Raw genomic sequence first — 25,690 nt, 5'->3', positions numbered from 1 at the left:
GAAGACACCTGCATAGCCCCCCCGATGCGAATCGCCAATCGCTTGCCTCTTTGCAAACATTGACGTTAATAGTGATGGATAACCGCAGGTCGGGGGGCCTGATGAGCGGAATTCCAAAGACCCGCCGGACCGGCCTGTGCGCCAGCGCGGCGCAGAAAACCACCACGCCGCTGCAACTGTTCACAGGCGTCGTGCTGATCAGCGGCGCCGCAGCTTCGGCTCTCGTCTGGCCAACTGCCGGCACAGCCATGCTCGCCCTGCTTCAGGGGGGCTTCCTGATCATCATCCTGTGGCGTTTCCTGACGGTTCTGGTGACCCAGCAGCCCGGCTCACCGCCTCCGTCGGCGCCCGAGGTCTGGCCGCGATACTCTATCGTGGTCGCTCTTCACGACGAGGCCGCGATCCTGCCCTACCTCGTGGAGCGCCTGTCGCGGCTGGACTACCCCGCACCTCTGCTGGACGGCTATCTGGTCCTTGAAACGCACGACCACGTCACGATAGCCGCTGCGCAGGCCATGAAGCGTCCCGAATGGCTTCACGTCCTAGTGGTTCCGCCGGGCGCTCCCACGACCAAGCCCCGGGCTCTCAATCACGCCCTCGCCGTGGCGAAGGGCGACTTCCTGACGGTCTACGACGCCGAAGATGATCCGGATCCCCTTCAACTACAGGAAGCCGCCGCGCGCTTTGCGACGGAGGCAGACGATCTGGTCTGCCTTCAGGCTCCCTTGCGGATCCGTCGCCTGCACCGAGGTTATGAAGACTCTCTATTTCTGGATCGCCATTTCGCTGCGGAATACGCCGCTCTGTTCGAGGTCACCCTGCCGGCGATGGCGCGTCTGGGCATGCCATTTCCGCTTGGTGGCACCAGCAACCATTTCCGCGTATCCGCCCTGCGAGCCTTGGGCGGCTGGGACGCGTGGAACGTCACCGAGGACGCCGATCTGGGCTTTCGCATCTGGCGGCACGGGTGGCGGCTCGGCGTTCTGACCCGTCCCACCTATGAGACGCCGCCTGGCCGCCTCCTTCACTGGCTCCCCCAGAGGACCCGCTGGCTCAAGGGCTATATGCAGACCCTGCTGGTGCATACGCGATCGCCTTCCGGCATGGGATGGCGCGGCTGGAGCGCGTTGTTTCTGACGCTCGGCGCCGCCTTGGCGTCGGCGGCGCTTCATGCCCTGTCCATCGCCTGGATCGCGACATTCTTCCTGCTGGCCGTATTCTCGCGTCAGTTGCCGACCACGCCCTGGATCGGCCTCGGCATCCTGCTGATCGGCGCAGCCGCGGCGGCCGTCACCACCCTGATCGGCGCCCGACGCGCCAATACCCCCTTCACCCTCTGGGATGTTCTGGCGGCCCCCGGCTACTGGTCGCTGCTGAGCCTCGCCTTTATCCACGCCCTGATCAGGCTGGTCGTCGAGCCGCACCGTTGGGACAAGACGGCTCACAAGCCCGACGTCGCGCCTCAGGATTTCCCGCCGTTGCCCGCAACCGCGATCGCCGAGTCTGGACGAGCGGCCGCCTGAGCGCCTATCAGCCGCAGATGGCTCCCGTTCTCTCCTCCTCGCCCGAAACCCTCGTCACGCGAGGCTGGTCAGACTATGCGCTGCTCGACAGCGGCCATGGCCGCAAGCTGGAGCGATATGGCCGCTTCACTGTGGTCCGGCCCGAGCCCCAGTGCTTCTGGGCGCCGCGCGATCCGGCGGCCTTCGAGCGCGCCAACGCCGTCTTCGATCCGCAGCAGGAAGAAGAGGACGCCGGGCGCTGGCGCTTCGACGCCCACGGCCCCATCGACGCCTTCCCGCTGAAATGGCGCGACGTGCGCTTCACCGGGCGCTTCACCCCTTTCCGCCACCTGGCCTTCTTCCCCGAGCAGGCTGCGAACTGGGAATGGATGGACGCGCGTATCCGCACGCTGAAGCAGCCCAGGATTCTGAACCTGTTCGGCTACACCGGCGTCGCCAGCCTGGCCGCCGCCGCTGCGGGCGCGCACGTGACCCATGTCGACGCCTCCAAGAAGTCCGTCGCCTATGCCCGCGAGAACGCCGAGCAGTCCGGCCTGTCCGACCACCCCATCCGCTGGCTGGTCGAGGACGCCCGCAAGTTCGTGGCCCGCGAGGTGCGTCGCGGTTCGAAGTATGACGGCATCATTCTGGACCCGCCGAAATACGGTCGCGGCGCCAACGGCGAGGTATGGCGGCTGTTCGAGGACCTGCCCGATCTGCTGAAGGACTGCGCGGCGCTGCTGTCCGACGACGCCTCATTCCTGTTGCTGAACGCCTATGCCGCACGGATTTCCGGCCTGTCGCTGGCCCACGCCATGGCCGAGGCGACCCATGATCGCGGCGGGCGTATCGACTGGGGCGAACTGGCCCTGTCGGAAGACGGCCCCGACGCCCGCGCCATCGGCCTCAGCTTCTTCGCCAGGTGGAGCGCCTGATGAACGAGCGCGTCATCACCTCCCTGACCAACGACACCATCAAGTCGGTCCGCGCCCTGCACATGCGCAAGGAACGTGACCTGACGGGCCGTTTCCTGGCCGAAGGTCTGAAATTCATCGGCGAGGCTCTGGATCAGGGCCGCGCTCCCGTCATGCTGCTGGTCGGCGACGAAGCTCGCCCGCATCCCTTGCTGGACCGCGCCAAGGCCGAGACGGTCAAGGCGGGTGGTCAGATCATCGTGGTCACCCACGCCATTCTCGAAAAGATCAGCCGCCGCGACAATCCGCAGACGGTGCTGGGCGTGTTCGAGCAGGTCTACACCCCGCTGGACGCCATCCAGCCCGAGGCCAAACCCTGCTGGGTGGCGCTGGAGCAGGTGCGCGATCCGGGTAATCTGGGCACCATCATCCGCACGGCGGATTCCGCCGGCTGCGGCGGCGTCATCCTGATCGGCGATTGCGTCGATCCCTTCTCGGTCGAGGCCGTGCGCGCCACCATGGGCTCGGTCTTCGCCGTCACCATCAGCAAGGCGACGCGTGAGGAATTCCTGGCCTGGCGCGCCAGATGGCCGGGCAGCGTCATCGGCACGCGTCTGGACGCTCAACATGGCTATCGCGACAGCCCGGTGCGCCATCCGGCCCTGATCATGATGGGCAATGAACAGGCCGGGCTGACGGACGAACTGGCCGCCGCCTGCGACCTGAACGTCAAGATTCCCATGCGCGGTCGCGCCGATAGCCTGAATCTGGCCATCGCCACCGGCATCATGGTCTATGCCGTGACCGATGCGGCCTACGGCACGGACATCTAGCCCCTAAACCTCGCCGTCCGTCCTGATCCGGTTCATGCCCAGCAGGGCCAGGATAGTCAGGATGGCGGCCACGGCCAGATAGGCGCCCACGGCCTTCAAGCCGTAATGTCCGGCCAGCCAAGTCGCCGCGAAGGGGGCCAGCGATGCCCCGAGAATGCCCGCCAGATTGAAGGTCATCGACGCGCCGGTATAGCGCACCGCCGTCGGGAAGGGCCGCGCCAGCGCCGCGCCCAGCGGTCCATAGGTGCAGCCCATCAGGCTGAAACCGATGACGAAGAAGGCCACCACGCCAGCCAGTCCGCCGCTGCCGAACAGGGGCGCCAGCACCAGCCCGAACAGGGCGATGCCCACCGATGTGACCAGCAGCGTCCGCCCCTGCCCCCACCGATCCGCCGCCAGCGCCGACAGCGGAATGAACAGGCCGAAGAAGCAGACGCCCAGCAACTGGATCGGCAGGAACTGCTCGCGGGTATAGCCCATCGCCGTCGTGCCCCAGCCCAGGGCGAAGACGGTCATCAGGTAGAAGAGGACAAAGGTCGCCATCCCGGCCAGCGTCCCGGTCAGCAGGGCGAACTTGTGCCGCGCCAGCAGGGTAAGGATCGGCGTCTCGACCCGCTCGGCCTTGTCGATGGTCTTCTTGAACTCCGGCGTCTCGGTGATGCGCAGACGGACCCACAGACCGACGAAGACCAGCAGCGAACTGGCGATGAAGGGAATGCGCCACCCCCAGGCCAGGAACTGCTCGTCCGGCAGGGTCGCCGTCAGGATGATGAAACTCAGGGTCGACAGGATGAAGCCGATCGGCGCGCCCAACTGCGGGAACATCCCGTACCAGGCCTTCTTGCCCGGCGGCGCGTTCTCGGTGGCCAGCAGCACCGCTCCACCCCACTCGCCGCCCAGACCCAGGCCTTGCCCAAAGCGACACAGGGCCAGCATTAGCGGCGCGATCACCCCGACCGAATGCCAGGTCGGCAGCAGGCCGATAGCGACAGTGGACAGGCCCATGGTCATCAGGGCCGCGACCAGGGTCGCCTTGCGCCCCACCTTGTCGCCGAAATGGCCGAAGACGACCGCCCCGACCGGCCTCGCAAAGAAGGCGATGGAGAAGGTGGCAAAGGACGACAGCATGGCCGTCGTCGCGTCCTCGCCTGGGAAGAACAGGGCCGGAAACACCAGCACCGCCGCCGTGGCGTAGATGTAGAAGTCGAAGAATTCGATCGTCGTGCCGATCAGGCTGGCGAACAGAATTCTCCGTTTGGAGGCGACAGGCGGTGAGAGTGCAGCGTCGGCCACGCGAAATCCTTGCATTGCTGCACGGTCATTGCGCCGCGTCGTGCGCCACCGTCAAGACGATCACGTACCCCGCGGCTTGGCCCGACTGGTCGCCTCGGCGTTGGCGGGATCTTCCGGCCAGGGATGCCGCGGATAGCGGCCGCGCATCTCGCTGCGCACCGCCGACCATGACCCGCTCCAGAAACCCGGCAGGTCCCTGGTCACCTGCACCGGCCGCCGCGCAGGCGACAGCAGGGACAGCGTCAGCGGAACCCGCCCGCCGCCGACCATCGGGTGCGTCTTCACCCCGAACAGCTCTTGCACCCTGATCTCGACGCGCGGCCCGCCCTCGGCGGCGTAGTCGATGGAGGCGGATCCCAGCGGCGTGGTCAGGCGTGGCGGCGCCAACTCATCGAGCTTGCGCTGCAGATCCCAGGGGATCAGACCGCGCAGAGCCTCTGCCAGCTTGCCATCGCCGATGTCGCCCAGCGACCGCGCCCCGTCCAGCAGCGGCCACAGCCAGTCCTCGCGCAGAGCCAGCAGCCCTTCGTCCGACACATCGGGCCAGGCCGCATCCAGTCCATGCAGGAAGGCCAGCCGCGCCCGCAGCGCCCCCGCCTGCTCGCCCCAGTTCAGCGTTTCTAACCCACCTGCCTCGATCTCGGATTTCAGCGCGGCCGTCATGGTCGCCCTATCCGGGGCCCCAACGACCTTCTCGTCCAGCACCAGGGCGCCGATCCGGCGAATCCGGCGGATCACCGGCTTGCCCGAGGGTTCGCGCGCCAGTCGGTCCTCGACCGCGATCCGGTGCGACAGATCGGTCTCCAGCGTCGTGGCGTCCAGCGCCGCCGCCAGACGGATGCGGTCACGCGCGTCGCCGCCGCCCAGCTCGGCCACCGCCAGCCAGGGCTCGCGCGCCATATGCTCGGTCTGATCCAGGAATGCCCCGCGCCCAGAGGCCAGCAGCACCTCGCCCGGCTTGCCCCGCGCCCGCGCGATCCGCTCGGGGAAGGCCTCGGCCAGCAGCAGGCCCGCGTCCGCCTCTCCGCCTTCACCGCCGCCCGCCGCCCGCGCCCAGCGCTCGACCAGCTTCATGGCGTCACGCGCCCTCGGCGAACGATCCCGCTCCAGCCCCTTCAACCGGTCGTGCAGATCAACGGCGTTGCCGCCCAGCCCCGTTTCGCTCAGCACCGCCGCAATCCTGGCCCCCGACAGGGCGTCGCCCTGATCCGAGGCGACCGCCACCATGTGCGCCAGTCGCGGCGGCAGGGGGATGCGGGTCAGCCGCCGCCCGTGGGCTGTCAGGTCGCCCTTGGCGTCCAGCGCGTCCAGCCGGGTCAGCACCTTCCTCGCCTCGGCCAGCGCCCCGGCTGGCGGCGGGTCCAGCAGGGCCAGCCCCTCAACCGATCTGGCGCCCCAGCGCGCCAGATCGAGCGCGAAGGCGGTCAGGTCGGCTTCCTGGATTTCCGGCCTCTGATGCGGGACCAGACCGCGCGTCTGTTCCTCGTCCCACAGGCGGTAGCAGACACCGGGCTCGACGCGCCCGGCGCGGCCTCGCCTCTGTTCCGCCGACGAGCGGCTGACCCTGACCGTCGCCAGTCGGGTCAGGCCGCTGGACGGCTCGAAGCGCGGCACGCGCGAGAGGCCGCCGTCGATCACCACCCGCACGCCTTCAATGGTCAGGCTGGTCTCCGCCACCGAGGTGGCCAGCACGACCTTGCGCCGGCCCGGCGGCGCCGGTTCGATAGCCCGATCCTGCTCGCCCTTGTCCAGGGCGCCGTAGAGGGCGACCACATCAACGGAGGGATCGCGCAGCCGCTCGTTCAGGCGCTGAACCGTCCGATGGATTTCGCCCTGCCCAGGCAGGAAGACCAGCACCGAGCCGGTTTGATCGCCCAGAGCCTGCATGACGGCCCGCGCGACCGCGTCCTCGAACCGCTCGGCGGCGTTGCGGCCCAGATAGAGGGTCTCCACCGGGAACATCCGCCCCTCGGCCTCGATCACAGGGGCGCCATCAAGCAGCCGCGACACGCCCGAGATATCCAGCGTCGCCGACATGACCAGCAGCCGCAGGTCGTCCCGAAGCACCGACTGGCTCTCGCGAGCCAGCGCCAGCCCCAGATCGGCGTCCAGGCTGCGCTCGTGGAATTCGTCAAACATGACCGCGCCGACGCCCTGCAGCGTCGGATCCTCCAGAATCATCCGCGTGAAGACGCCTTCGGTGATGACCTCGATGCGGGTCTCAGGTCCGATCCGGCTTTGCAGTCGCGTCCGATAGCCGACGGTCCCGCCCGCCTTCTGCCCCAGGCTGTCCGCCATCCGGTCCGCCGCCGCGCGCGCCGCCAGTCTGCGCGGCTCCAGCACCAGCACCTTGCCGTCGCCCAGCCACGCCTGATCCAGCAGGGCCAGCGGCACGACCGTCGTCTTGCCCGCCCCCGGCGGGGCGGCCAGAACGACCACATTGGTCGCGCTCAACGCCGCTTTCAGCGGCTCCAGGACGGCGTGAATCGGCAACATCACCCTGCGCTCTAGCCGCAACGCCCCGGTTCACGAAAGCGTCGTCATCGCTTCATCCAACCGAAACCGCGTTGCGCGCGGCCGTTCGGATGGTTAGCGTCCGGCCCCAAGAAGACGACCCGGGAGGGGTCGTTGCGTAATTGGGGGCGCGACTTCATGTCCGCAGACGGCGTAAAGCCAGCCGGCAACCGGCTATTCCTTAAAAAGTCCATTGCTCAGATCCAGAAGGAAGCCGCCAAGAGCGAGCTGAAACGGACCCTGGGTCCCATCAACCTCATGAGCCTGGGCATCGGGGCCATCATCGGCGCCGGCATCTTCGTGCTCACCGGTCAGGTGGCCTCGGCCAACGCCGGCCCGGCCATCATGCTGTCCTTCATCGTCGCGGGCATCGCCTGCGGTCTGGCCGGGCTCTGCTATGCGGAACTGGCCTCGACCATGCCGGTTTCCGGTTCGGCCTACACCTACGCCTACGGCACTCTGGGCGAGGTTTTCGCCTGGATCATGGGCTGGCTCCTGGTGCTGGAATACGGCGTGGCGGCGTCGACCGTCGCCGTCGGCTGGTCGGGCTATGTGGTCTCGATCCTCAGTGATTTCGGCATAAGTCAGCAGATATTCCCCGCCATACAATATGCGGGCGGCGAAGGGCCCCAATGGGCGACGCCGCTGGTCCAGCTGGTCCAGAACGCCGGCGCGACCTCATTCCCGATGACTGGCACCTTCAACCTTGTCGCAGCCGTGGGCATCGCCGCCGTCTGCGGCCTGCTGGTGCTGGGCGTGTCGGAATCGGCGAACATCAACAACGCCATCGTCGTCATCAAGATCATCGTTCTGCTGACCTTCATCGCCGTCGGCATCCAGTACATCAACCCCGACAACTGGGTCCCGTTCATCCCTGAGCCCACCGGCCAGGCGGGTCAGTTCGGCGTCGGCGGCATCTTCCGCGGCGCGGCCATCATCTTCTTCGCCTACGTTGGCTTCGAGGCGGTCTCGACCGCCGCGGCCGAAGCCAAGAACCCGTCCAAGGACGTGCCGATCGGCATCCTGGGCGCCCTGTTCGTCTGCACCCTGATCTACATGGCCGTCGCCGCCGTCATGACCGGCGTCGTCCCCTACTTGGAACTGGCCTCGCCGGCTCCCATCGCCGTCGCCATCGACCGCATGGGCCTGGAGTGGGCCAATGTGCCGCTGGCGGCTTCGCCGAACGGCCAGCTGAACCTGATCGCCTTCCTGATCAAGATCGGCGCCGTCACCGGCCTGTCTTCTGTCATGCTGGTGCTCTGCTACGGCCAGACGCGCGTCTTCTACACCATGGCCCGTGACGGCCTGCTGCCGAAGGCCTTCGCCCAGGTTCACCCCAAGTTCCGCACCCCCTGGATCGGCACCATCGTTCTGGGTGTCCTGATCGCCATCGCCGCCGCCTTCCTGCCGATCTCCATCCTGGGGGATCTGGTGTCGCTGGGCACGGCCACGGCCTTCGCCATCGTCTGTCTGTCGGTCATCGTCCTGCGCGTGAAGCATCCCGAGATGCATCGCCCGTTCAAGGTGCCCGGCGGCATCATCACGGCGGTCCTGGGCATCTGCGCCTGCCTGTTCCTGGCCAGCCAGAACCTGATCCCGATGTTCCAGCACGCTGCAGAGGACAACCCCCTGCCGCTGATGCTGCTGGGCGGCTACGCCGTCATCGGCGCGGTCATCTACGCCGCCTACGGCTTCTGGCACTCGAAGCTGGCCAAGGGCATCGACATCACCGAAGACTCCACGCTGGAAACGGCCGTCGAGGCTCTCGGCCACGGCGTCGACAACAAGAAGGACTGATCCTCGGGTCAGTCCGGCCTCAAGCGGCGCTAAGCGCGGTAGGCCAAACCAAGGAGAGAAAGGCCCCGGAGCGATCCGGGGCCTTTTTTGATGCGGGCGCAGCTTATCTCAGTTGCCCAATCCCCCGCCCTCGCCTACAGGCATCCGCCTACCTATGCGGATGTGGCGGAACTGGTAGACGCACCAGATTTAGGTTCTGGCGCCGAGAGGCGTGGAGGTTCGAGTCCTCTCATCCGCACCACTGGCGTTCAGCCGGGATAGAGCTGAGCCAACACCGCCGGGATCAAGTCCGGCAAGTCCTCCGCGATCAGCCCCGGCCCGAAGCGATCCGCCGCATCTGCGTGCATCCACACCGCCGCGCAGGCCGCGTCAAAGCTGTCCATATGCTGGGCCAGCAATCCGCCGATCATGCCCGCCAGCACGTCGCCGCTGCCCGCTGTGGCCAGCCAGGGCGAACCATTGCCATTGACGACGCACCGCCCGTCCGGCGCAGCGATGACGGTGGCGTCGCCCTTCAGCACCACGACCGCCCCTGCCCGCGCCGCCGCTCCCGCCGCCGCCGCTTCGCGCCCCTCGGCCAGCAGGCCAGGAAACAGGCGCTCGAACTCTCCCTCATGCGGGGTCAGGACATCGTCGCGATCCAGACAGGCGAACAGATCGCCGGGCCGATCCCGGAACAGCGTCAGGGCGTCCGCGTCGATCACCAGAACCGCGCCCGTCCGGCCCAGGGCCGCGACATTGGCCCCCGTCGCCTCCGTCAAGCCCGCGGCGGGACCGATAACCACGGCGTCCATCGGTTGGGCCAGCAAGGCCAGTTGATCTGCCGTCGCAAAGCTGGCCAGCATCACCGCCTCCAGCGTCGGCGCCAGGATCGGCGCCGCCTCGGGCGGACAGAACACCTTCACCAGACCCGCTCCGATTCGCAGCCCGGCCCGCGCCGCCAGCCGCCCCGCCCCTGTGGACAGGGCTCCGCCCGACACGACCCCGAGGCGTCCCCGCGCGTGCTTGTGGGTCCCGGCGCCCGGCCATGGCAGCCGGCTTTGCCATGTCACGGGGTCATTGATCGGGGTCATGATCGAATTCCGTTCACGGATGGCCTCTAAGCACGAAAATTGCTTGCCTTATTGTGCAATGCAATGTCCCTTTACCCCCCGAGCGTCGGACCAACCAAGGGAGCCGGCTCGGGACTCGCCATGAAGAAGATTGAAGCCGTCATCAAGCCGTTCAAGCTGGATGAAGTGAAAGATGCTCTCCAGGATATCGGCGTGCAGGGCATGACCGTGCTGGAAGCCAAGGGATACGGCCGCCAGAAGGGTCATTCCGAGCTTTATCGCGGCGCTGAATACGTCATCGACTTCCTGCCCAAGATCAAGATCGAGGTCGTTGTGGCCGACGATCTGGCCCCGGCAGTCGTCGACGCCATCCAGACCGCAGCCCGCACCGGAAAGATCGGCGACGGCAAGATCTTCGTCTCCTCTCTGGAAGACGTGATCCGCATCCGGACCGGCGAAACCGGCGCCCAGGCCATCTGACCCTCACCACCACGGCCGTCCCGCAAGGGCGGCCGCTTTTCGTTCCTCCTCCCCGAACTGACAGGACCTCGAGAATGAGCGCCGCCCAAAAGATCCTTCAAGAGATCAAGGAAAAGGACGTCCAGTACGTCGACATCCGCTTTACCGATACGCGCGGCAAGCTGCAGCACGTGACCTTCGACATCGGCATGGTCGATGAGGACTTCCTGGAAGAAGGCACCATGTTCGACGGTTCGTCGATTGCGGGCTGGAAGGCCATCAACGAGTCCGACATGTTGCTGAAGCCGGACCTGACGCGCGCCTACATCGATCCCTTCTACCAGCAGACGACCCTGTTCCTGTTCTGCGACGTGCTCAGCCCCGACACGGGCGAACCCTACAACCGCGACAGCCGCTCCATGGCCAAGAAGGCCCTGGCCTATGTCCAGTCGTCGGGCGTGGGCGACGTCGTCTATTTCGGCCCGGAAGCCGAGTTCTTCATCTTTGACGACGTGCGCTGGAGCACCGCTCCGCACCAGACCGGCTACAGCTTCGATTCGATCGAACTGCCGTCCAACACCGGCGCGGAATACGCCGAGGGCAACCTGGGCCACCGTCCGGGCCACAAGGGCGGCTACTTCCCGGTCAACCCGGTCGACTCCGCCCAGGACCTGCGCGGCGAGATGCTGGGCGTGATGAAGGATCTGGGCATGGACCCGGAGAAACATCACCACGAGGTCGCCCCGGCGCAGCACGAACTGGGTCTGAAGTTCAGCGACCTGCTGACCATGGCCGACCGCCTGCAGCTCTACAAATACGTGATCCACAACGTGGCCGCGGCCTACGGCAAGTCGGCGACCTTCATGGCCAAGCCCATGTTCGCCGACAACGGCTCGGGCATGCACGTCCACATGTCGATCTGGAAGGACGGCAAGCCCCAGTTCGCCGGCGACAAGTACGCCGGCCTGTCGCAGGAATGTCTGTGGTACATCGGCGGCATCATCAAGCACGCCAAGGCCATCAACGCCTTCGCCAACTCGACCACCAACTCCTACAAGCGTCTGGTGCCCGGCTATGAAGCCCCGGTGAAACTGGCCTACTCGGCCAGCAACCGTTCGGCCTCGATCCGCATCCCGCACGTCTCGTCGCCCAAGGCCAAGCGTCTGGAAGCCCGCTTCCCCGACCCGATGGGCAACCCCTACCTGACCTTCGTGGCCCTGCTGATGGCGGGCCTGGACGGCATCGAGAACCGCATCGATCCGGGCGCGGCCGCCGACAAGAACCTGTACGACCTGCCGCCGGAAGAGCGCGGCTCGATCCCCGAGGTCGCCGGTTCGCTGAAGGAGGCCCTCGACGCCCTCGACGCCGACCGCGCCTTCCTCAAGAAGGGCGGCGTCATGGATGACGACTTCATCGACAGCTACATCGCGCTGAAGTCGGAAGAAGTCGCCCGCCTGCAACTGCACCCGCACCCGGTCGAATTCGACATGTACTACAGCTGCTGATCCCCGGATCAGGCTGACGATCGAGGCGCCGGGCGGAAACGTCCGGCGCCTTTTTCATTCCGACCACCATGGAGGCGAGGATGAGGTCATCGTTGAACGTCTTGCTGGTCCTGGCGGCCATGGCGACGCCGGTCGTTGCAGTCGGCCAGACCGACGTCGGCGCCAACCACCACGGCGGGCTTCACTGGTCGGTGGCGGCGCCCCAGGGCGCGGCGTGGTCGCTATCCTGCGGCTTCAGCCCCGTCACGCTGGACATGGGTCAGTACGATCGAAAGCACTGGGCCAACCGGCTGACACTCAGGGGGCGCGGGCCGCAGCGCGGTCGTCTGCCCGGCGACAACGGCAGTTGCACCCTGACCAAGACAGGCGGCCAGGGTCCGGTCGGAATCGCACTGGTGAAGAACGGCTCAGCGACGGCTGCGGGCACGAACCTTTCGGCCGCGCCCGCTCAGATCAACGTCTTCTAGGCGGCCCTAGGCGATCAGGCCTTCGTCCGCGTTGGCCTTCTTGCGGCGCAACTCGATGATGCGGACGCACCAGATCGAGACCTCGTAGAGCAGCACCATCGGCACCGCGAGCATCAGCTGGCTGATCGGGTCCGGCGGCGTCACGACGGCGGCGACCACCACCACGGCCACGATGGCGTAGCGCCGCCCCTTGGCCATGACGCTGGAGCTGATCAGACCCGCCAGTCCCAGCAGGGTCATGACGACCGGCAACTGGAAACAGAGGCCGAAGGCCAGGATCAGGGCCGTCACCAGATTCAGATAGTCCGACACCTTGGGCAGCAGTTCGGCGGCCACGCCCTCGCCGATGATCTGCTGGCTCAGCGAGAACCACATGACGAAGGGCAGCATGACGAAATAGACCAGCGCCGCACCCAGCAGGAACAGCACGGGCGCCGCGATCAGGAAGGGCAGAAAGGCGCCCTTCTCGTTGCGATACAGGCCCGGCGCGACGAAGCGATACAACTGCCAGGCCAGAACCGGGAAGGCCACGATGACGGCGCCCAGACCGGCCAGCTTCATCTTGGTGAACAGGATTTCCAGCGGCGCCGTATAGATCAGCTTGACGCTCTGGTGATCCACGTCCGGCACCGGGATCAGCCGCGCCGTCCCCAGGATCAGGTCGAACGGCGACACATGGCCGTGGGCGCCGACCGTCTGGTGGAAGGCGGCCGACACCACATAGGGCTGGACCAGGAAGAGGTAGAGTTTCTCGGAAAAGGCGAAGCAGCCGATGAAGGCCACGATGAAGGCCACGACGCAGATCAGCAGCCGCCCGCGCAACTCGATCAGATGATCCATCAGCGGCGCGCGCGAGGCCTCGATATCGGCCTCGTCACGATCGAACGACGTCATAGCTCGACCTTATTCTTGCGCGCGGCCTTCGGCTTTGGAGCGACGACCTTCATGCCGCCCGACTGGGCCTTTGCGGTCGCGGCGGCCTTGGGCTTGGCGGACGCCCTGGCTTTTGCAGCCGCCTTGACCTTGGGAGCGGCCGGAACAACAGGATCGGCGACCGGCTGGGCTGCATCCGGCCATTCTTCGACGCCGGTCGCCACTGGCGTGGCTTCGGGCTCAGCGGGCGCCGCCAGAGCCGGCGCGTCCAGCGGCGCCTCCAGGTCCTTGCGAATATCCTTGAACGCCGCTTCGGCGTCCGCGCCGAGCGGATGCATGCCCTGCCCGGAGCGCAGCGCCTCGACCTCCTTGCGCAGGTCGTCCAGCTCGGACTGGCGCGCCATTTCGTCGAAGCTCGCACGGAATTCGTTGGCCATGCCGCGCGCCTTGGCGACGAACTGACCGACCTTGCGCATCAGCATCGGCAAATCCTTGGGCCCCACGACAAGCAGGGCCACCAGACCGATGACAAGGATTTCGAACCCGCCGACTCCGGGGCCAAGACCACCCATGATTCAGCGTCTTTCCGCGAAAGCTATCAGCGGTTCAGTTCTTCTTTTTCGGCCTCGGTGCGCGGCAGCGAGCTGACGCCGTCCTTCGGACCCTTGGAATCGGTGTCGTCCTTCAGGCCGTCCTTGAAGGCGCGGATGCCCTTGGCGGCGTCGCCCATGATGCCGGACAGCTTGCCGCGGCCGCCAAACAGAAGCGCGACGACGACGATGACGATGGCCCAGTGCCAGATGCTCATGGAGCCCATGGCGTTACCTCCTCAAGGGGACCACGAACGCGGTCCCGTCCGACTGATTGTTGTGCGTCATATAGGCTGACTGATGGCGGCGCGCCAAGGGACGCTGTAGGCATCCCGCCATGAGTCTCGTTGATCACGTCATCATCCATACCGACGGCGCCTGCAAGGGCAATCCCGGCCCTGGCGGCTGGGGCGCCATTTTGCAGACAGGCGGCGGTCACGAGAAAGAACTGTGGGGCGGAGAGCCCAACACCACCAACAACCGCATGGAGCTGATGGGGGCCATCGCTGCGCTGGAAGCGTTGAAGCGCCCCTGCCGCGTCGACCTGCACACCGACAGCAAATACGTCATGCAGGGCATCACCGAGTGGATCCGGGGCTGGAAGGCCCGCGGCTGGAAAACCGCCGACAAGAAGCCGGTCAAGAACGACGACCTGTGGCGCCGTCTCGACGACGCTCGCAGCCGCCACGAGGTCAAGTGGCACTGGGTCAAGGGTCACGCCGGCCACGTCCTGAACGAACGGGCCGACACCCTGGCGAATCGCGGCGTCGACGAGATGCGACGCCGCTAGACCGTCAGACCGGGCGCACCCGCAAACGCGGTCCGTCCACAGATTCAACCACCACGCTTTCACCCGCCAGCGGCGCCGCGTCCTGGATCTCGGCCGGCCATTCAGCGCCCGAGACGAAGACCCGGCCGCGGCCGTCGACAAAGGCTTCGACCACCCGCGCCCGCTCGCCGACCAGACGCAGGTCGCGGTCGTTGATGTCGGGCTCGTCCTTCGGGTTCACCCGCTTGATCAGGCGACGCGACAGGATGGTGGACGCGACCGTCAGCGCGGCGAAAATCCCGATCTCGACCGGCAAGCCCAGGTTCGACGCCAGCGCCGAGATCAACGCCACAATCCCGGCCGAGACGGCGGGCCACAACAGCCATTCCGTCGATGCCGCCGCCTCAATGGCCAGCAGCACCACGCCCACCGCCAGCCACAGCCAGAAGGGCTGGGCGGCGTAGAGGTTCATAATCCAGTCCATGCACTACTCCGTGGTTGGCACGGCGCCGCCCGGACGCCGCGGCGCGGGACGCGCCGGTGCAGCGGGCGCGGGAGCCGGGCGGGACACGGCGCGCGTCTCGGTGCGGCTCTGCTGCTGTTCCTTGGCCAGCCCGACCAGTTCGCCCAGACCGGCGATGGTGCCGACCAGCCCGCCCATTTCGGCCGGCACGATGACCGTCTTGGCCGTGGGATTGCGGGCGAGTTCGCCGAACGCCTCGACGTATTTCTGCGCCACGAAGTAGTTGATGGCGTTGACGTCGCCGCGCGCGATGGCTTCCGACACCATGGCGGTCGCCTTGGCCTCGGCCTCGGCTTCACGCTCGCGCGCCTCGGCGTCGCGGAAGGCGGCTTCACGGCGACCTTCGGCTTCCAGAATCGCCGCCTGCTTGGCGCCCTCGGCGCGGGCGATGGCGGCCTGCTTCTCGCCGTCCGCCTCGGTGATGACGGCGCGACGCTCGCGCTCGGCCTTCATCTGGCGCGCCATGGCGTTGGTGATGTCGGTCGGCGGCGTCAGGTCCTTGATCTCGATCCGGTTGGCCTTGACGCCCCACGGCTCAGTCGCCGCGTCGATGACGTGCAGCAGGCGGGTGTTGATGGCGTCGCGCTGCGACAGTACCTCGTCCAGCTCCATCGAACCGACCACGGTCCGCAGGTTGGTCATGCACAGCTGGGCGATGGCGTAGGGCAGATTGTCGACGCGATAGGCGGCGCGGGCGGCGTCCATCACCTGGATGAAAACAATGCCGTCCACCTTCACCATGGCGTTGTCCTTGGTGATGACCTCCTGGGTCGGCACGTCCAGCACCTGCTCCATCATGTTCATGCGCCGACCGATACGCTCGACGAACGGGGTCAGGATGCTGATGCCCGGCTTCAGCGTCTTGGTGTACTTGCCGAACCGTTCGACCGTGAATTCACGGCCTTGCGGCACGATCTTGATGACGCTGAACAGGAAGATGATCGCGAAGGCCGCGAACATCACCACAAAGATAATCGAGAAATCCATAAGCCCCTCCGGTTGAACGCGGAGCTTAACGGTCGCCTCGCCCTCGCGCCACCGAATCCGGTTCACTGGCGATGACAAGGCCGTCAGCGTTGCGATCCGAGCCATGGGCCGCCGCCATGGCGCGCGCCTGCCGGATGATCCGCCGCGTCTCGGACCAATCCGCCCGCCGCAGCGCCTCCTCAAACGGCACGAAAACCGCCTCGGCGGCGTCGTCGCCCGCCACGGGCTCGCCTCCGGTCCATATTGCGGCGTAGTCGATCAGGACGTAGTGCCGCCCGGCCTCAGGAAACAGGCCGTCCACCACGTCGATAAGCCCGATCAAATTAGCCTCGACGCCGGTCTCCTCGCGCAGTTCGCGCAGCGCCGCCTCGGCCAGCCGCTCACCCGGCTCAATCCGGCCGCCCGGCAAGCTCCACTCGCCCTGACGCGGCGGCGTGCCGCGCCGGATCAGCAGGACTTCGTCGCCCCTCAGACAGACCACGCCGACGGCCGGAACCGGAATCATGTTTTCTCCGCGAAATGACCGCCTGGAGGCAGGGTTTTGCGCTTCCACCACGCCACGCCTTTTGCCACAAGGCGGATATGACCCTCTCCACGCCCGCCGCCCTCTCCGCCGCTCTGGAAGACCTCAAGGCCGCCCTGCCCGGCGCCTGGACCCAGGACGCCGACGACATGGCCCCCTGGTTGACCGAATGGCGCGGGCGCTGGACAGGCGAAACGCCCATCCTGCTGCAGCCGCGCACGACCGAGGACGTGTCGACGGCCGTCGCGATCTGCGCCCGCCACGGCGTCGCGATCGTGACCCAGGGCGGCGGCACCGGTCTGGTCGGCGGCCAGATCCCCTTCGGCGAGGTTCTGTTGTCCACGCGCAAGCTTCGCACCGTTCGCGACGTCACGCCGCTGGACGACGCCATGACGCTGGAGGCCGGCGTCACCCTGCTGGAGGCCCAGCAACTGGCCAAGGAGAAAGACCGCTTCTTCCCACTCAGCCTGGCGGCGGAGGGCTCGGCCACCATCGGCGGCGTGATCTCGACCAACGCCGGCGGCACGGCCGTCCTGCGTTACGGCATGATGCGCGATCTGGTGCTGGGCATCGAGGCGGTCATGCCGGACGGTCAGGTGTTCAACGGCCTGAAACGCCTGCGCAAGGACAACACCGGCTATGATCTGAAGCAGTTGTTCATCGGCGCCGAGGGCACCCTGGGCGTCGTGACGGCGGCGACGTTGAAGCTCTTCCCCATCATGCGCAGCCGCGCCACGGCCATCGTCGGCCTGGACAGCCACCACGCCGCGGTCGCCCTTCTGGCCCGCGCCAAGGCCGAGACCGGCGGCGGGGTCGAGGCCTTCGAGCTGATGAAACGCCTGGGCATGGCCCTGGTGCTCAAGAACATCCCCGACACGCGCGAGCCGCTGGAATCCACGCCCGCTTGGTACGTCCTGATCGAACTGACCTCGGGCGAACCTGGCGGCGCCGACTCGGCCATGGAGCGACTGCTGACCAACGCCTTCGAGGAAGGCCTGATCATCGACGCCGCCATCGCCCAGAACGACGCCCAGAAGGCCGCCTTCTGGCGTCTGCGCGAGGAGCATTCGGCGGGCCTCAAGCCGGAGGGCGGCGGCTGGAAGCACGACGTCTCCGTGCCGGTGTCGCAGATCGCCGACTTCATCGACGAGGCCACGGCGGCGGTCGAGAAGTTCCATCCCGGCTGCCGCGTCTCGGTCTTCGGCCACGTCGGCGACGGCAACCTTCACTATGACGTGATCCCGGGTGCCGGCGAGGACGTGCCCGCCTTCATCGCCCGCTGGATGGAAGGCTCCGAAATCGTCCACGACGTGGTCGCCCGCTACAACGGCTCCATCTCGGCCGAACACGGGCTGGGACGGCTGAAAACCGATGAGGCCCGGCGTTACAAGTCACCGCTGGAAATCGCGACCATGCAGGCGATCCGCCAGGCTATCGACCCCCAGCGGATCATGAACCCAGCCGTCCTCTTCTAGGCCTCACGACCGGATGTGACGCCGCCGACGGTTCAAATCGTCACGGAAGGGGCCTATGAGGCCCGCTTCCCGATGTTTCGGAGCCTGTGTCGCCTTGCTGATCGTCCTGTCCCCGGCCAAACGGCTGGACTTCGCGCCTCCCGCCCTCGACGTGCCCGCCACCCCGCGTCGATGCGCCGACGAGACGGCGGAATTGGCCAAGGTCACGAAGAAGCTGAGCCGCGCCGACCTGCGCCGCCTGATGTCGATCTCCGACGCCCTGGCCGACCTCAACTACGAGCGCTTCCAGTCCTTTGACAACGAGACGACCGAGGGCGCGCTGCAGGCCGTCTTCGCCTTCGCCGGCGATGTCTACGACGGCCTGGACGCACGGTCGCTGGCCGCCGACGATCTGCGCTGGGCGCAGGACCATCTGCGTATCCTGTCGGGCTTCTACGGCCTGCTGCGGCCGCTGGACGCCATCCAGCCCTACCGGCTGGAAATGGGAACCCGCCTCAAGACCAAGCGCGGCGCCAATCTCTATGACTTCTGGGGCGAGCGCATTTCCCAACGCCTGAACGCCGACGCCGAGCCACTGGCCGACCGGACGCTGGTCAACCTCGCCAGCCAGGAATATTTCGGCGCCGTCGACGCCCGGGCGCTGAAGCTGCCAGTCGTCACGCCCCATTTCAAGGAGCGCAAGGACGGCGAGGCGCGCATCATCTCCTTCTTCGCCAAGAAGGCGCGCGGCGCCATGGCGCGTTACGCCATCGAGAATCGCATCGAAAAAGCTGGTGATCTCAAAGCCTTCGACCGTGACGGCTACCGCTTCGACAAGGCGCTTTCCACGGACGCGGACTGGATATTCATCAGGGAAGGAAATTCCTGATCGCCAGATCGACCGACTGCGGTTAGGCTGCACTGCAACATAGCCAATTCACGGGTTCTCTCCGCATGTTCGCCATGAACGATCTCAAGGGCCAGGTCGCCGTCGTCTCCGGCTCGACTTCGGGCATCGGCCTGGCGCTGGCCCGGGCCGTCGCGCAATGCGGCGGCGACGTGGTGCTGAACGGCCTGGGCGATCCCGCCGTCATCGAACAGACCCGCGCCGATCTGGCCGCCGAGACCGGCGTTCGCGTCCTCTATCACCCCGCCGACATGACCCAGCCGGATCAGATCGCCGACATGATCGCCACGGCGCATCGCGAACTGGGCCGTCTCGACATCCTGGTCAACAACGCCGGCATCCAGCACGTCGAGGCCGTCGAGAGCTTTCCCGCCGATCAGTGGGAAAAGATCATCTCGATCAACCTGTCCTCGACCTTCTACGCCACCAAGGCGGCGATCCCGATCATGAAGGCGCAGGGGCGCGGCCGCATCGTCAATATAGCCTCGGCCCACGGCCTGGTCGCCAGCCCGTTCAAGTCGGCCTATGTCGCCGCCAAGCACGGCGTCATCGGCTTCACCAAGACGGTGGCGCTGGAACTGGCCCAGCAGAACATCACCTGCAACGCCATCTGCCCCGGCTTCGTCGAGACCCCCATCGTCGCCAAGCAGATCGAGGATCAGGCCCGCACGCGCGGCATGTCGCCCGAGGACGTGATGAAGAACGTCATCCTCGGCTCGCAGCCGACGAAGCGCTTCGTCACGACCGACGAACTGGCGGGCATCTTCCTCTATCTGGTGTCCGATCTCGGCGCCTCGGCCAACGGGTCGCACTTCTCGGTCGACGGCGGCTGGACCGCCCAATAACGACCTGAACGGGACGGATGATGGCCAGATCAAAGTCCCGCAACCCCATCTGCCTGGCGCTTCAGGGCGGCGGCTCGCACGGCGCCTTTCAGTGGGGCGTGCTGGATCGCCTGCTGGAGGCCGACGTCCTCGACATCCGCGCCGTCACCGCCGCCTCGGCCGGAGCGATGAACGCCGCAGCCCTCATCACCGGACTGGAACAAGGCGGCGCCGAGGGCGGTCGCGCCGCGCTCGACAGGCTGTGGCGCGAGGTCAACCAGTCCGGCGGCCGCAACATCTTCGGCGACAGCGCCATCTGGTCCAAGGCCCTGACGCCCGGCTGGCTCAAGGACAGCCCTATGTGGAAGGCCGGCGAAACCCTGGCCATGTCGATGAGCCCCTACGCCTTCAACCCCTTCAACCTGAACCCACTGAAACGGGTGCTGGAAACCGCCGTCGATTTCGACGTGGTGCGCGGCTCCGACATCCAGTTGATCGTCTCGACCACGGCGGTGCGCGCCGGTCGCTCGCGCCTGTTCCGCTCGGGCGAGATCACGCCCGATGTCCTGCTGGCCTCAGCCTGCCTGCCGCACCTGTTCCAGGCGGTCGAGATCGAGGGCGAACCCTATTGGGACGGCGGATACCTGGCCAACCCGGCGCTGTGGCCGCTGTTCTACGCCGACACGCCGGACGATATCCTGCTGCTGCCGCTCAACCCCTTTGTGCGCGACGAAGCCCCGCGTGAGGCGGGCGAGATCATGGATCGGCTGAACGAGATCCTGTTCAACGCGCCTCTGGTGGCCGAACTGCGGGCCGTCGCCTTTGTTCAGGATCTGATCGCCGAGGGAAAGCTCAGTCGAAACGAGGACCACTATCGCGAGGTGCGCATGCACGCGATCGAGGCCGACGACTGGCTGGGCAGCCTGTCGCTGTCGACCAAGTTCGACACGGAGTGGAGCTTCCTCAACGATCTGAAATCGCGCGGGCGTCAGGCGGCGGAGCAGTGGCTGGAAACCTGCGCGCCTCAAGTTGGCAAGGCCTCCAGCGTCGATCTGAAGGCCCGCTTTCTCTAGCCTCTCCCCGGCAAAAATCTGCACGCGATCATCGCGCGGCTAGCGAAACTCGACGCTCCAATGTCGGGCAGGATCAGGGATTGCCGATCCAACGAGGCTATTCGCTCGCCTGAGCGAGGGTCTGGGCCAAACTGAAGACCTCAAGACGATCTTTGAAATCCCGCTCGCTAAAGCCCGGATCAGGGCCTCAGCTCAGGACTCGCCAGGGCAGCCTCCGCAAACCTGCTCACCCACAGACCGCCGCCTCCGCTCATTGCACCAATTGCACTGTTTTTTTCCTTGCACAGTGCAAGCGCGATCAGCCGACAAACCCGGCCGCGCGTCGCAGGCGATCGTTGATCGCCTCACCCAAGCCCTTGGCCGGGATCGGAGAGACGGCGATGCCGCCAGGCTTGGTCCGGTCGGCCTCGCGCAGCAGACGAAACAGATTGGCCGCCGCCTCACGCAGGTCTCCCGTCGGGCTCAGGCTCCAGCGAGGATCGCCGACGCCGGCGCCGAAGCCCAGCAGGATTTCGCCCTCCCTGGCCGCTTCCGCCTCGATCCGCACCGGGGCGTCGGGGGCGTAGTGCAGGGCCAGCCGACCGGGGGACCGATGTCCCTGCCCGCCTTCGGCCAAGGGGCCGACCACGGCCTCGATCTCTTCGCGCGTCACCGAACCGGGGCGCAGCAGGGCCACCACGCCGTCCAGCACCGAAACCACCGTGCTTTCGACGCCGACCGCACAGGCTCCGCCGTCCACGGCGGCGCCGACGGCATGGCCGGTTTCCTCCAACGCGTCGTCAAAGGTGGTCGGGCTCGGCCGTCCCGATCGATTGGCGGAGGGGGCGACCACGGCCCCGCCGAACGCGGCGATGACAGCCCGCGCCCGGGGATGGCCGGGCACTCGTACGGCGACGCTGTCCAGTCCCGCGCGGGCCAGATCGCAGACGCGGTCGCGATCCCGAACGGGCGCCACGATGGTCAAGGGTCCGGGCCAGAAGGCTTCGGCCAGCGCCCGAGCCCGCTCGTCGAACAGGGCGATCGTTTCGGCGTCCAGCGCATTGGCGACGTGCACGATCAAGGGGTTGAAGCGCGGTCTTCCCTTGGCCTCGAAGATCCGCGCCACCGCCTGCGGATTGGCTGCGTCGGCCCCGAGCCCATAGACGGTCTCGGTCGGCAGCATGATCAGCCGCCCGGTCTTCAGCGCCTCTGCGGCGATTTCGGGCGTGTCGCCCTTCATGACCGGAGAGCCCCCGAACAGGCAGATTGATTTCGAGGTTCGGCCAAGGCTCTTTCCTTCCGCGACGGCACTGGGTCACAGAGTGAAGGAACCAAGACCAAAGTCCAAGCGCCCTTGCATCCGCGACGCCTCGGGCGTCAGAAGCAGTTTGAAGATTCTGGAGACCGCCATGAGCTACCGCGCCCCCGTCCGTGACCTCGCCTTCGCCCTGGAAGCCGTGGCCGGCATCGATCAGGTCGCCGCCACCGGCGCGTTTCCCGACTACGACGGCGACGTCATGGGCGCGGTGCTGGAGGCCGCCGGCCAGTTCTCGGAACAGGTCCTGGCCCCGCTGAACCGCCCCGGAGACTTGGCCGGGGCCAAGTACGCCGACGGCGCCGTCACCGCCGCCCCCGGCTTCGTCGACGCCTATCGCCAGTTCGCCGAAGGCGGCTGGACCGGCCTGACCGCCTCGGTCGATGCCGGCGGACAGGCCCTGCCCAAGGCGCTGGAACTGGCGGCCTATGAAACCGTCCACGCCGCCAACATGGCCTTCGGCCTCTGCCCCATGCTGTCGCTGGCCTCGATTGAGGCGCTGGAAGCGGTCGGCACCGAGCATCAGAAGGCCACCTACCTGACCAAGCTGGTCTCGGGCGAATGGACCGGCGCCATGGTGCTGACCGAGCCGCATGCAGGGTCGGACCTGGGCGCCCTGACCACCACGGCCACGCCGAACGGCGACGGGACCTACGCCCTGAACGGCCAGAAGATCTTCATCACCTGGGGCGACCACGACGCCACGGACAACATCGTCCACCTGGTGCTGGCCCGCCTGCCTGACGCGCCCGCGGGCCCAAAGGGCATCAGCCTGTTCCTGACGCCCAAGTTCGCCGTCAACGCCGACGGCTCGCTGGGCGAACGCAACGCCTTCCACCCGGTCGGCGTCGAGCACAAGCTGGGCATCCACGCCTCGCCCACCTGCGTCATGGCCTATGAAGGTGCCCGCGCCGAACTGGTCGGCCGCCCGAATGAGGGCCTGGCCCATATGTTCGTGATGATGAACGCCGCCCGTCTGGCCGTCGGCGTCGAGGGCGTCGGCGTGGCCGAACGCGCCTATCAGCACGCCCTGGCCTATGCTCTGGAACGCCGTCAGGGCCGCAGCATCTGGACCGGCGAGAAGAACGCCCCGATCTTTGACCATCCCGACGTGCGCCGCACCTTGGGCGTCATGAAGGCCAAGATCGCAGCCGCCCGCGCCATCTGCCTGTCCACCGGCGTCGCCGCCGACCTGGCCCGCCACGCGGCCACAGAAGCCGAACGAAAGGTGTGGAAGGGCCGCGAGGACCTGTTCACCCCCATCGCCAAGGCTTGGTCCACCGACGTCGGCTGCGAGGTCGCCTCGCTGGGCGTCCAGGTCCACGGCGGCATGGGCTTCATCGAGGAAACCGGCGCGGCCCAGTACTATCGCGACGCCCGCATCACCCCGATCTACGAGGGCACCAATGGAATCCAGGCCATGGACCTGGTCGGCCGCAAGCTGTCGATGGACGGCGGCGACTCGGCCAAGGCCCTGATCGCCGAGATGAAGCTGACCCTGATCGAGATCGACCGCCTCTATACGGGCAAGCCGGTGGAGCGCCTCGCCACGGCCATCGAGGCCGTCGAGGACGCCACCCTGTGGCTTCTGGACCGCAAGGCCGCAGCCGACGGCGCCGCGGACGTCTTGGCCGGGGCCGACGCCTATCTGAAGCTGATGGGCGACGTGGTCGGCGGCTGGATGCTTGCCAAAGGGGCGCTGGCCGCCAGGGCCCGCCTGGACGCCGGAAACGGCGATCCCGTCTGGCTGCAGGGCAAGCTGGACCTCTACGAACTCTACGCCGCCAACGTCCTCGGCCACGTCTCCAGCCGCCTGGCGGCTGTCGGTCAGGGCGGCGAACTGCTGCAGGGCCTCAGCTTGGAAGCGCTCGCAGGATAACCACGATCCTTGAGCTTGAAACGCCTCCCGTGCCATCATGGCGTGGGAGGCGTTCACATTGGCAGCATTATCAGTTCTGGCGGTCGCCTTGGCGGTCGGGATCACGCCGCAGACCCCTGCGTCGGCTCCTGCGCCTGATGGATCGGAAACGACCACGCCTCCAGCATGGACGGAACCTCCGGCCCCCACCCCGGACGACTACCCTCAGTTTGCCTCCATACTGGGGATCACCGGCGAAGTTCGGGTTGAATGCCGCGTATCCATAGAGGGGCGCCCGGTCGATTGTCAGGCCGTATCGTCGCGTCCAGCGGGGCTGGGCTTCGATCCCATCGCCACGGCCATCGTCGAACGTGGCCGTCTCTCGCCCGGGCGCGACAAGAACGGCCCGGTGGAATCGAGCATTTCGCTCCGTGTTCCTTTCAGCATCAGTTCCTCCCCCTTCCCTGAGTCGCCCTCCTGGGACGGACCCGAGCCTTCGCCGGCCCAACGCGCGGCTGGCGAGAAATATGCGCGCCGGGCGCTTCTGGACCCCGCCTTTAGCTTGGAGGCCCGATGGGGTCTGCAAGACATGCCGGAGGAAATGCGTAAAACCGTTCACTCATGGATCGACGAACTGTTTCGCGACGACATGTCTTTCCGAACTCTGAGCTTGGCCATGGCGCGCGTGCTGGCGCGGCGCGGCCTTGACAGTTTGCCGCTCGAAAAGCCGGAGGACTGGTCGGATTGGGTGGTCGAATTGCGCAGCGCCAAGAGCGGCTATTTCGATGCCAGATCGGCGAATATCGAGCTGCGTCGTCGGTACTGCGCCCGCTACGACTGCGGCCCCTCGATCGACTTGTCTTGATCCAGCAGCGCGATCGCCTCGCGGACATACTGGGCATGGGCCACCACGCCTAGTTCGAGCCCCTCTCCGCCGCCCTGGACCTCCTGCACCAGAACCCCGGCGATGTAGGGGTGATCCGGCGTTGGCGCGCCCGGCAGGCGATCGACCGCAGGCGTCCAGAACACCGGCCCGCCCGAGTTGCCTTGGGACACCGCGAAATCCAGCAGAAAGATCGGGAAGTGCCGGATCGGCGTCAGCGGCCACGAGCTGATCCGGCCCAGACGCAGGATGGGGAAGCCCGCCTTGTTGGCCGAAAGGCCGTGAGGATAGCCCAGCGCCATCAGTTCGTCGCCCGGCCCAACCCGCCACTGATCGAAGGTGTCCCCATCCGCCAGCCAGCCCACCGGGATCGCGGCGCGGGCGAAGGCCTCGGGCGCGACGATCTCCATGACAGCCACGTCCCGCTCTGGATGCTGGGTCCACAAGGGCGTCCCGGCGGCATCGCGGATTGGCAGGTTGGCAGGCGCGAACTTCCACGCGCCATCCGCCTCAGCCGTGCGCCAGCCGATACGCACCTCCGCGCCCGGCATGACGTTCAGGACGTGGGCGGCGGTGACCAGCACCACGCGAGCCGAGCCGTCGGGCCTGGGCGCGGCCAGCAGAAACCCTGTGCCGACCTTGCGTGAACTCGCGTTCAGCGGCTGGTCCAACTGCACGGTGGCGTTGATCAGGCCGACGGTCAGGTCCCACGGCGCGGGGACGACGACGGCGGGCGGGGCGGGCGGAACGTCCTGAGCGATCATCCAGACATTTGACGCCGCCCGTCGGCGGGCAC

Annotated in this window: 25 protein-coding genes and 1 tRNA gene; 15 read left to right on the top strand and 11 right to left on the bottom strand. The window is 67.0% G+C overall.

Translation table 11 applies throughout. The features are described 5' to 3' along the window. Nucleotides 1-101 precede the first annotated feature (101 nt). From B4A39_RS15860 to B4A39_RS15850, 3 genes are read left to right on the top strand one after another with little or no spacing between them, the layout of a single operon-like run. Nucleotides 102-1,523 carry a glycosyltransferase family 2 protein gene (locus tag B4A39_RS15860; RefSeq protein WP_292037551.1) on the top strand — a complete coding sequence of 474 codons (1,422 nt, stop codon included), beginning with the start codon at nt 102-104 and terminating at the stop codon, nt 1,521-1,523. A gap of 17 nt (nt 1,524-1,540) precedes the next feature. Beyond that, a complete protein-coding gene (locus B4A39_RS15855; RefSeq protein WP_292037550.1) occupies nt 1,541-2,437 on the top strand; it encodes a class I SAM-dependent methyltransferase in 897 nt (298 codons plus the stop codon). After that, on the top strand, nt 2,437-3,249 hold the full coding sequence (locus B4A39_RS15850; RefSeq protein WP_292037549.1) for a TrmH family RNA methyltransferase: 813 nt from the start codon (nt 2,437-2,439) through the stop codon (nt 3,247-3,249). The genes B4A39_RS15855 and B4A39_RS15850 overlap by 1 nt, the downstream gene beginning before the upstream one ends. Before the next feature lie 3 nt (nt 3,250-3,252). On the opposite strand, the gene B4A39_RS15845 is transcribed toward B4A39_RS15850, so the two are convergent. Both B4A39_RS15845 and hrpB read right to left on the bottom strand, forming a co-directional pair. Beyond that, nucleotides 3,253-4,542, bottom strand: coding sequence for an MFS transporter (locus B4A39_RS15845; protein ID WP_292037548.1), 1,290 nt, complete (start codon nt 4,540-4,542; stop codon nt 3,253-3,255). A gap of 60 nt (nt 4,543-4,602) precedes the next feature. Next, entirely contained in the window at nt 4,603-7,038 is a 2,436-nt protein-coding gene (hrpB, locus tag B4A39_RS15840; protein WP_292037547.1) for an ATP-dependent helicase HrpB, read from the bottom strand. A 156-nt stretch (nt 7,039-7,194) separates the two neighbouring features. Between hrpB and B4A39_RS15835 the strand changes: the two genes are divergently transcribed. Next, nucleotides 7,195-8,853, top strand: a complete 1,659-nt coding sequence (locus B4A39_RS15835) for an amino acid permease (RefSeq protein WP_292037546.1) — start codon at nt 7,195-7,197, stop codon at nt 8,851-8,853. 156 nt (nt 8,854-9,009) lie between these two features. Then, a tRNA-Leu gene (locus tag B4A39_RS15830) sits at nt 9,010-9,094 on the top strand. A gap of 7 nt (nt 9,095-9,101) precedes the next feature. Here B4A39_RS15830 and B4A39_RS15825 read toward each other — a convergent pair. Then, nucleotides 9,102-9,926 carry an NAD(P)H-hydrate dehydratase gene (locus B4A39_RS15825; protein WP_292037544.1) on the bottom strand — a complete coding sequence of 275 codons (825 nt, stop codon included), beginning with the start codon at nt 9,924-9,926 and terminating at the stop codon, nt 9,102-9,104. 120 nt (nt 9,927-10,046) lie between these two features. Here B4A39_RS15825 and B4A39_RS15820 point away from each other — a divergent pair, with 120 nt between their 5' ends. The 3 genes from B4A39_RS15820 to B4A39_RS15810 all read left to right on the top strand — a co-directional run bounded on the left by B4A39_RS15820 (nt 10,047) and on the right by B4A39_RS15810 (nt 12,336). After that, the gene (locus B4A39_RS15820; protein ID WP_292037543.1) at nt 10,047-10,385 is read left to right on the top strand and encodes a P-II family nitrogen regulator; all 339 of its coding nucleotides are present in this window, start codon (nt 10,047-10,049) and stop codon (nt 10,383-10,385) included. 74 nt (nt 10,386-10,459) lie between these two features. Continuing rightward, nucleotides 10,460-11,869, top strand: a complete 1,410-nt coding sequence (gene glnA, locus B4A39_RS15815) for a type I glutamate--ammonia ligase (protein WP_292037542.1) — start codon at nt 10,460-10,462, stop codon at nt 11,867-11,869. 80 nt (nt 11,870-11,949) lie between these two features. After that, nucleotides 11,950-12,336, top strand: a complete 387-nt coding sequence (locus B4A39_RS15810; RefSeq protein WP_292037541.1) for a hypothetical protein — start codon at nt 11,950-11,952, stop codon at nt 12,334-12,336. A gap of 6 nt (nt 12,337-12,342) precedes the next feature. Here the strand turns inward: B4A39_RS15810 and tatC are convergent, their stop codons facing one another. From tatC to B4A39_RS15795, 3 genes are read right to left on the bottom strand one after another with little or no spacing between them, the layout of a single operon-like run. After that, complete coding sequence (gene tatC / locus B4A39_RS15805; protein WP_292037540.1) at nt 12,343-13,230, bottom strand: twin-arginine translocase subunit TatC; 888 nt, start codon at nt 13,228-13,230, stop codon at nt 12,343-12,345. Continuing rightward, nucleotides 13,227-13,781, bottom strand: coding sequence for a Sec-independent protein translocase protein TatB (gene tatB, locus B4A39_RS15800; RefSeq protein ID WP_292037538.1), 555 nt, complete (start codon nt 13,779-13,781; stop codon nt 13,227-13,229). Before tatB ends, tatC begins: the two co-directional genes overlap by 4 nt. Nucleotides 13,782-13,807: 26 nt before the next feature. Beyond that, nucleotides 13,808-14,026 carry a twin-arginine translocase TatA/TatE family subunit gene (locus B4A39_RS15795; protein WP_207827173.1) on the bottom strand — a complete coding sequence of 73 codons (219 nt, stop codon included), beginning with the start codon at nt 14,024-14,026 and terminating at the stop codon, nt 13,808-13,810. Nucleotides 14,027-14,136: 110 nt separating this feature from the next. On the opposite strand from B4A39_RS15795, the gene rnhA reads away from it, so the two are divergent. Further along, the gene (rnhA, locus tag B4A39_RS15790) at nt 14,137-14,589 is read left to right on the top strand and encodes a ribonuclease HI (protein ID WP_292037537.1); all 453 of its coding nucleotides are present in this window, start codon (nt 14,137-14,139) and stop codon (nt 14,587-14,589) included. Nucleotides 14,590-14,593: 4 nt separating this feature from the next. Here the strand turns inward: rnhA and B4A39_RS15785 are convergent, their stop codons facing one another. From B4A39_RS15785 to B4A39_RS15775, 3 genes are read right to left on the bottom strand one after another with little or no spacing between them, the layout of a single operon-like run. Then, nucleotides 14,594-15,052 carry an NfeD family protein gene (locus B4A39_RS15785; protein WP_292037536.1) on the bottom strand — a complete coding sequence of 153 codons (459 nt, stop codon included), beginning with the start codon at nt 15,050-15,052 and terminating at the stop codon, nt 14,594-14,596. 3 nt (nt 15,053-15,055) lie between these two features. Beyond that, nucleotides 15,056-16,078 carry an SPFH domain-containing protein gene (locus B4A39_RS15780; RefSeq protein WP_292037535.1) on the bottom strand — a complete coding sequence of 341 codons (1,023 nt, stop codon included), beginning with the start codon at nt 16,076-16,078 and terminating at the stop codon, nt 15,056-15,058. A gap of 25 nt (nt 16,079-16,103) precedes the next feature. Further along, entirely contained in the window at nt 16,104-16,583 is a 480-nt protein-coding gene (locus tag B4A39_RS15775) for an NUDIX hydrolase (RefSeq protein WP_292037534.1), read from the bottom strand. 77 nt (nt 16,584-16,660) lie between these two features. Between B4A39_RS15775 and B4A39_RS15770 the strand changes: the two genes are divergently transcribed. The 4 genes from B4A39_RS15770 (at nt 16,661) to B4A39_RS15755 (ending at nt 20,859) form a co-directional block, all read left to right on the top strand. Beyond that, the gene (locus tag B4A39_RS15770) at nt 16,661-18,076 is read left to right on the top strand and encodes an FAD-binding oxidoreductase (RefSeq protein ID WP_292037533.1); all 1,416 of its coding nucleotides are present in this window, start codon (nt 16,661-16,663) and stop codon (nt 18,074-18,076) included. Nucleotides 18,077-18,170: 94 nt separating this feature from the next. Further along, entirely contained in the window at nt 18,171-18,944 is a 774-nt protein-coding gene (yaaA, locus tag B4A39_RS15765; protein ID WP_292037532.1) for a peroxide stress protein YaaA, read from the top strand. 65 nt (nt 18,945-19,009) lie between these two features. Continuing rightward, complete coding sequence (locus B4A39_RS15760) at nt 19,010-19,807, top strand: 3-hydroxybutyrate dehydrogenase (protein WP_292037531.1); 798 nt, start codon at nt 19,010-19,012, stop codon at nt 19,805-19,807. A gap of 17 nt (nt 19,808-19,824) precedes the next feature. Beyond that, nucleotides 19,825-20,859 (top strand): patatin-like phospholipase family protein, encoded by a 1,035-nt coding sequence (locus B4A39_RS15755; protein ID WP_292037530.1) that lies wholly within the window; start codon nt 19,825-19,827, stop codon nt 20,857-20,859. A 298-nt stretch (nt 20,860-21,157) separates the two neighbouring features. Here the strand turns inward: B4A39_RS15755 and B4A39_RS15750 are convergent, their stop codons facing one another. Further along, nucleotides 21,158-22,078, bottom strand: a complete 921-nt coding sequence (locus B4A39_RS15750) for an L-threonylcarbamoyladenylate synthase (RefSeq protein ID WP_292037529.1) — start codon at nt 22,076-22,078, stop codon at nt 21,158-21,160. Between the two features lie 169 nt (nt 22,079-22,247). Between B4A39_RS15750 and B4A39_RS15745 the strand changes: the two genes are divergently transcribed. Both B4A39_RS15745 and B4A39_RS15740 read left to right on the top strand, forming a co-directional pair. Next, nucleotides 22,248-24,032, top strand: a complete 1,785-nt coding sequence (locus B4A39_RS15745; RefSeq protein ID WP_292037528.1) for an acyl-CoA dehydrogenase — start codon at nt 22,248-22,250, stop codon at nt 24,030-24,032. A gap of 88 nt (nt 24,033-24,120) precedes the next feature. Beyond that, nucleotides 24,121-24,876, top strand: a complete 756-nt coding sequence (locus B4A39_RS15740; protein ID WP_292037527.1) for an energy transducer TonB — start codon at nt 24,121-24,123, stop codon at nt 24,874-24,876. Here B4A39_RS15740 and B4A39_RS15735 read toward each other — a convergent pair. After that, nucleotides 24,843-25,658 carry a S1 family peptidase gene (locus B4A39_RS15735; protein ID WP_292037526.1) on the bottom strand — a complete coding sequence of 272 codons (816 nt, stop codon included), beginning with the start codon at nt 25,656-25,658 and terminating at the stop codon, nt 24,843-24,845. The genes B4A39_RS15740 and B4A39_RS15735 overlap by 34 nt on opposite strands. Nucleotides 25,659-25,690 lie beyond the last annotated feature (32 nt).

This window comes from Brevundimonas sp. UBA4553 (genome assembly GCF_002387245.1).
In the GTDB taxonomy this organism is placed as follows: domain Bacteria; phylum Pseudomonadota; class Alphaproteobacteria; order Caulobacterales; family Caulobacteraceae; genus Brevundimonas.
Note: the sequence above shows the minus strand (reverse complement) of the source record. Positions and strands in the feature narration are given on the sequence as shown.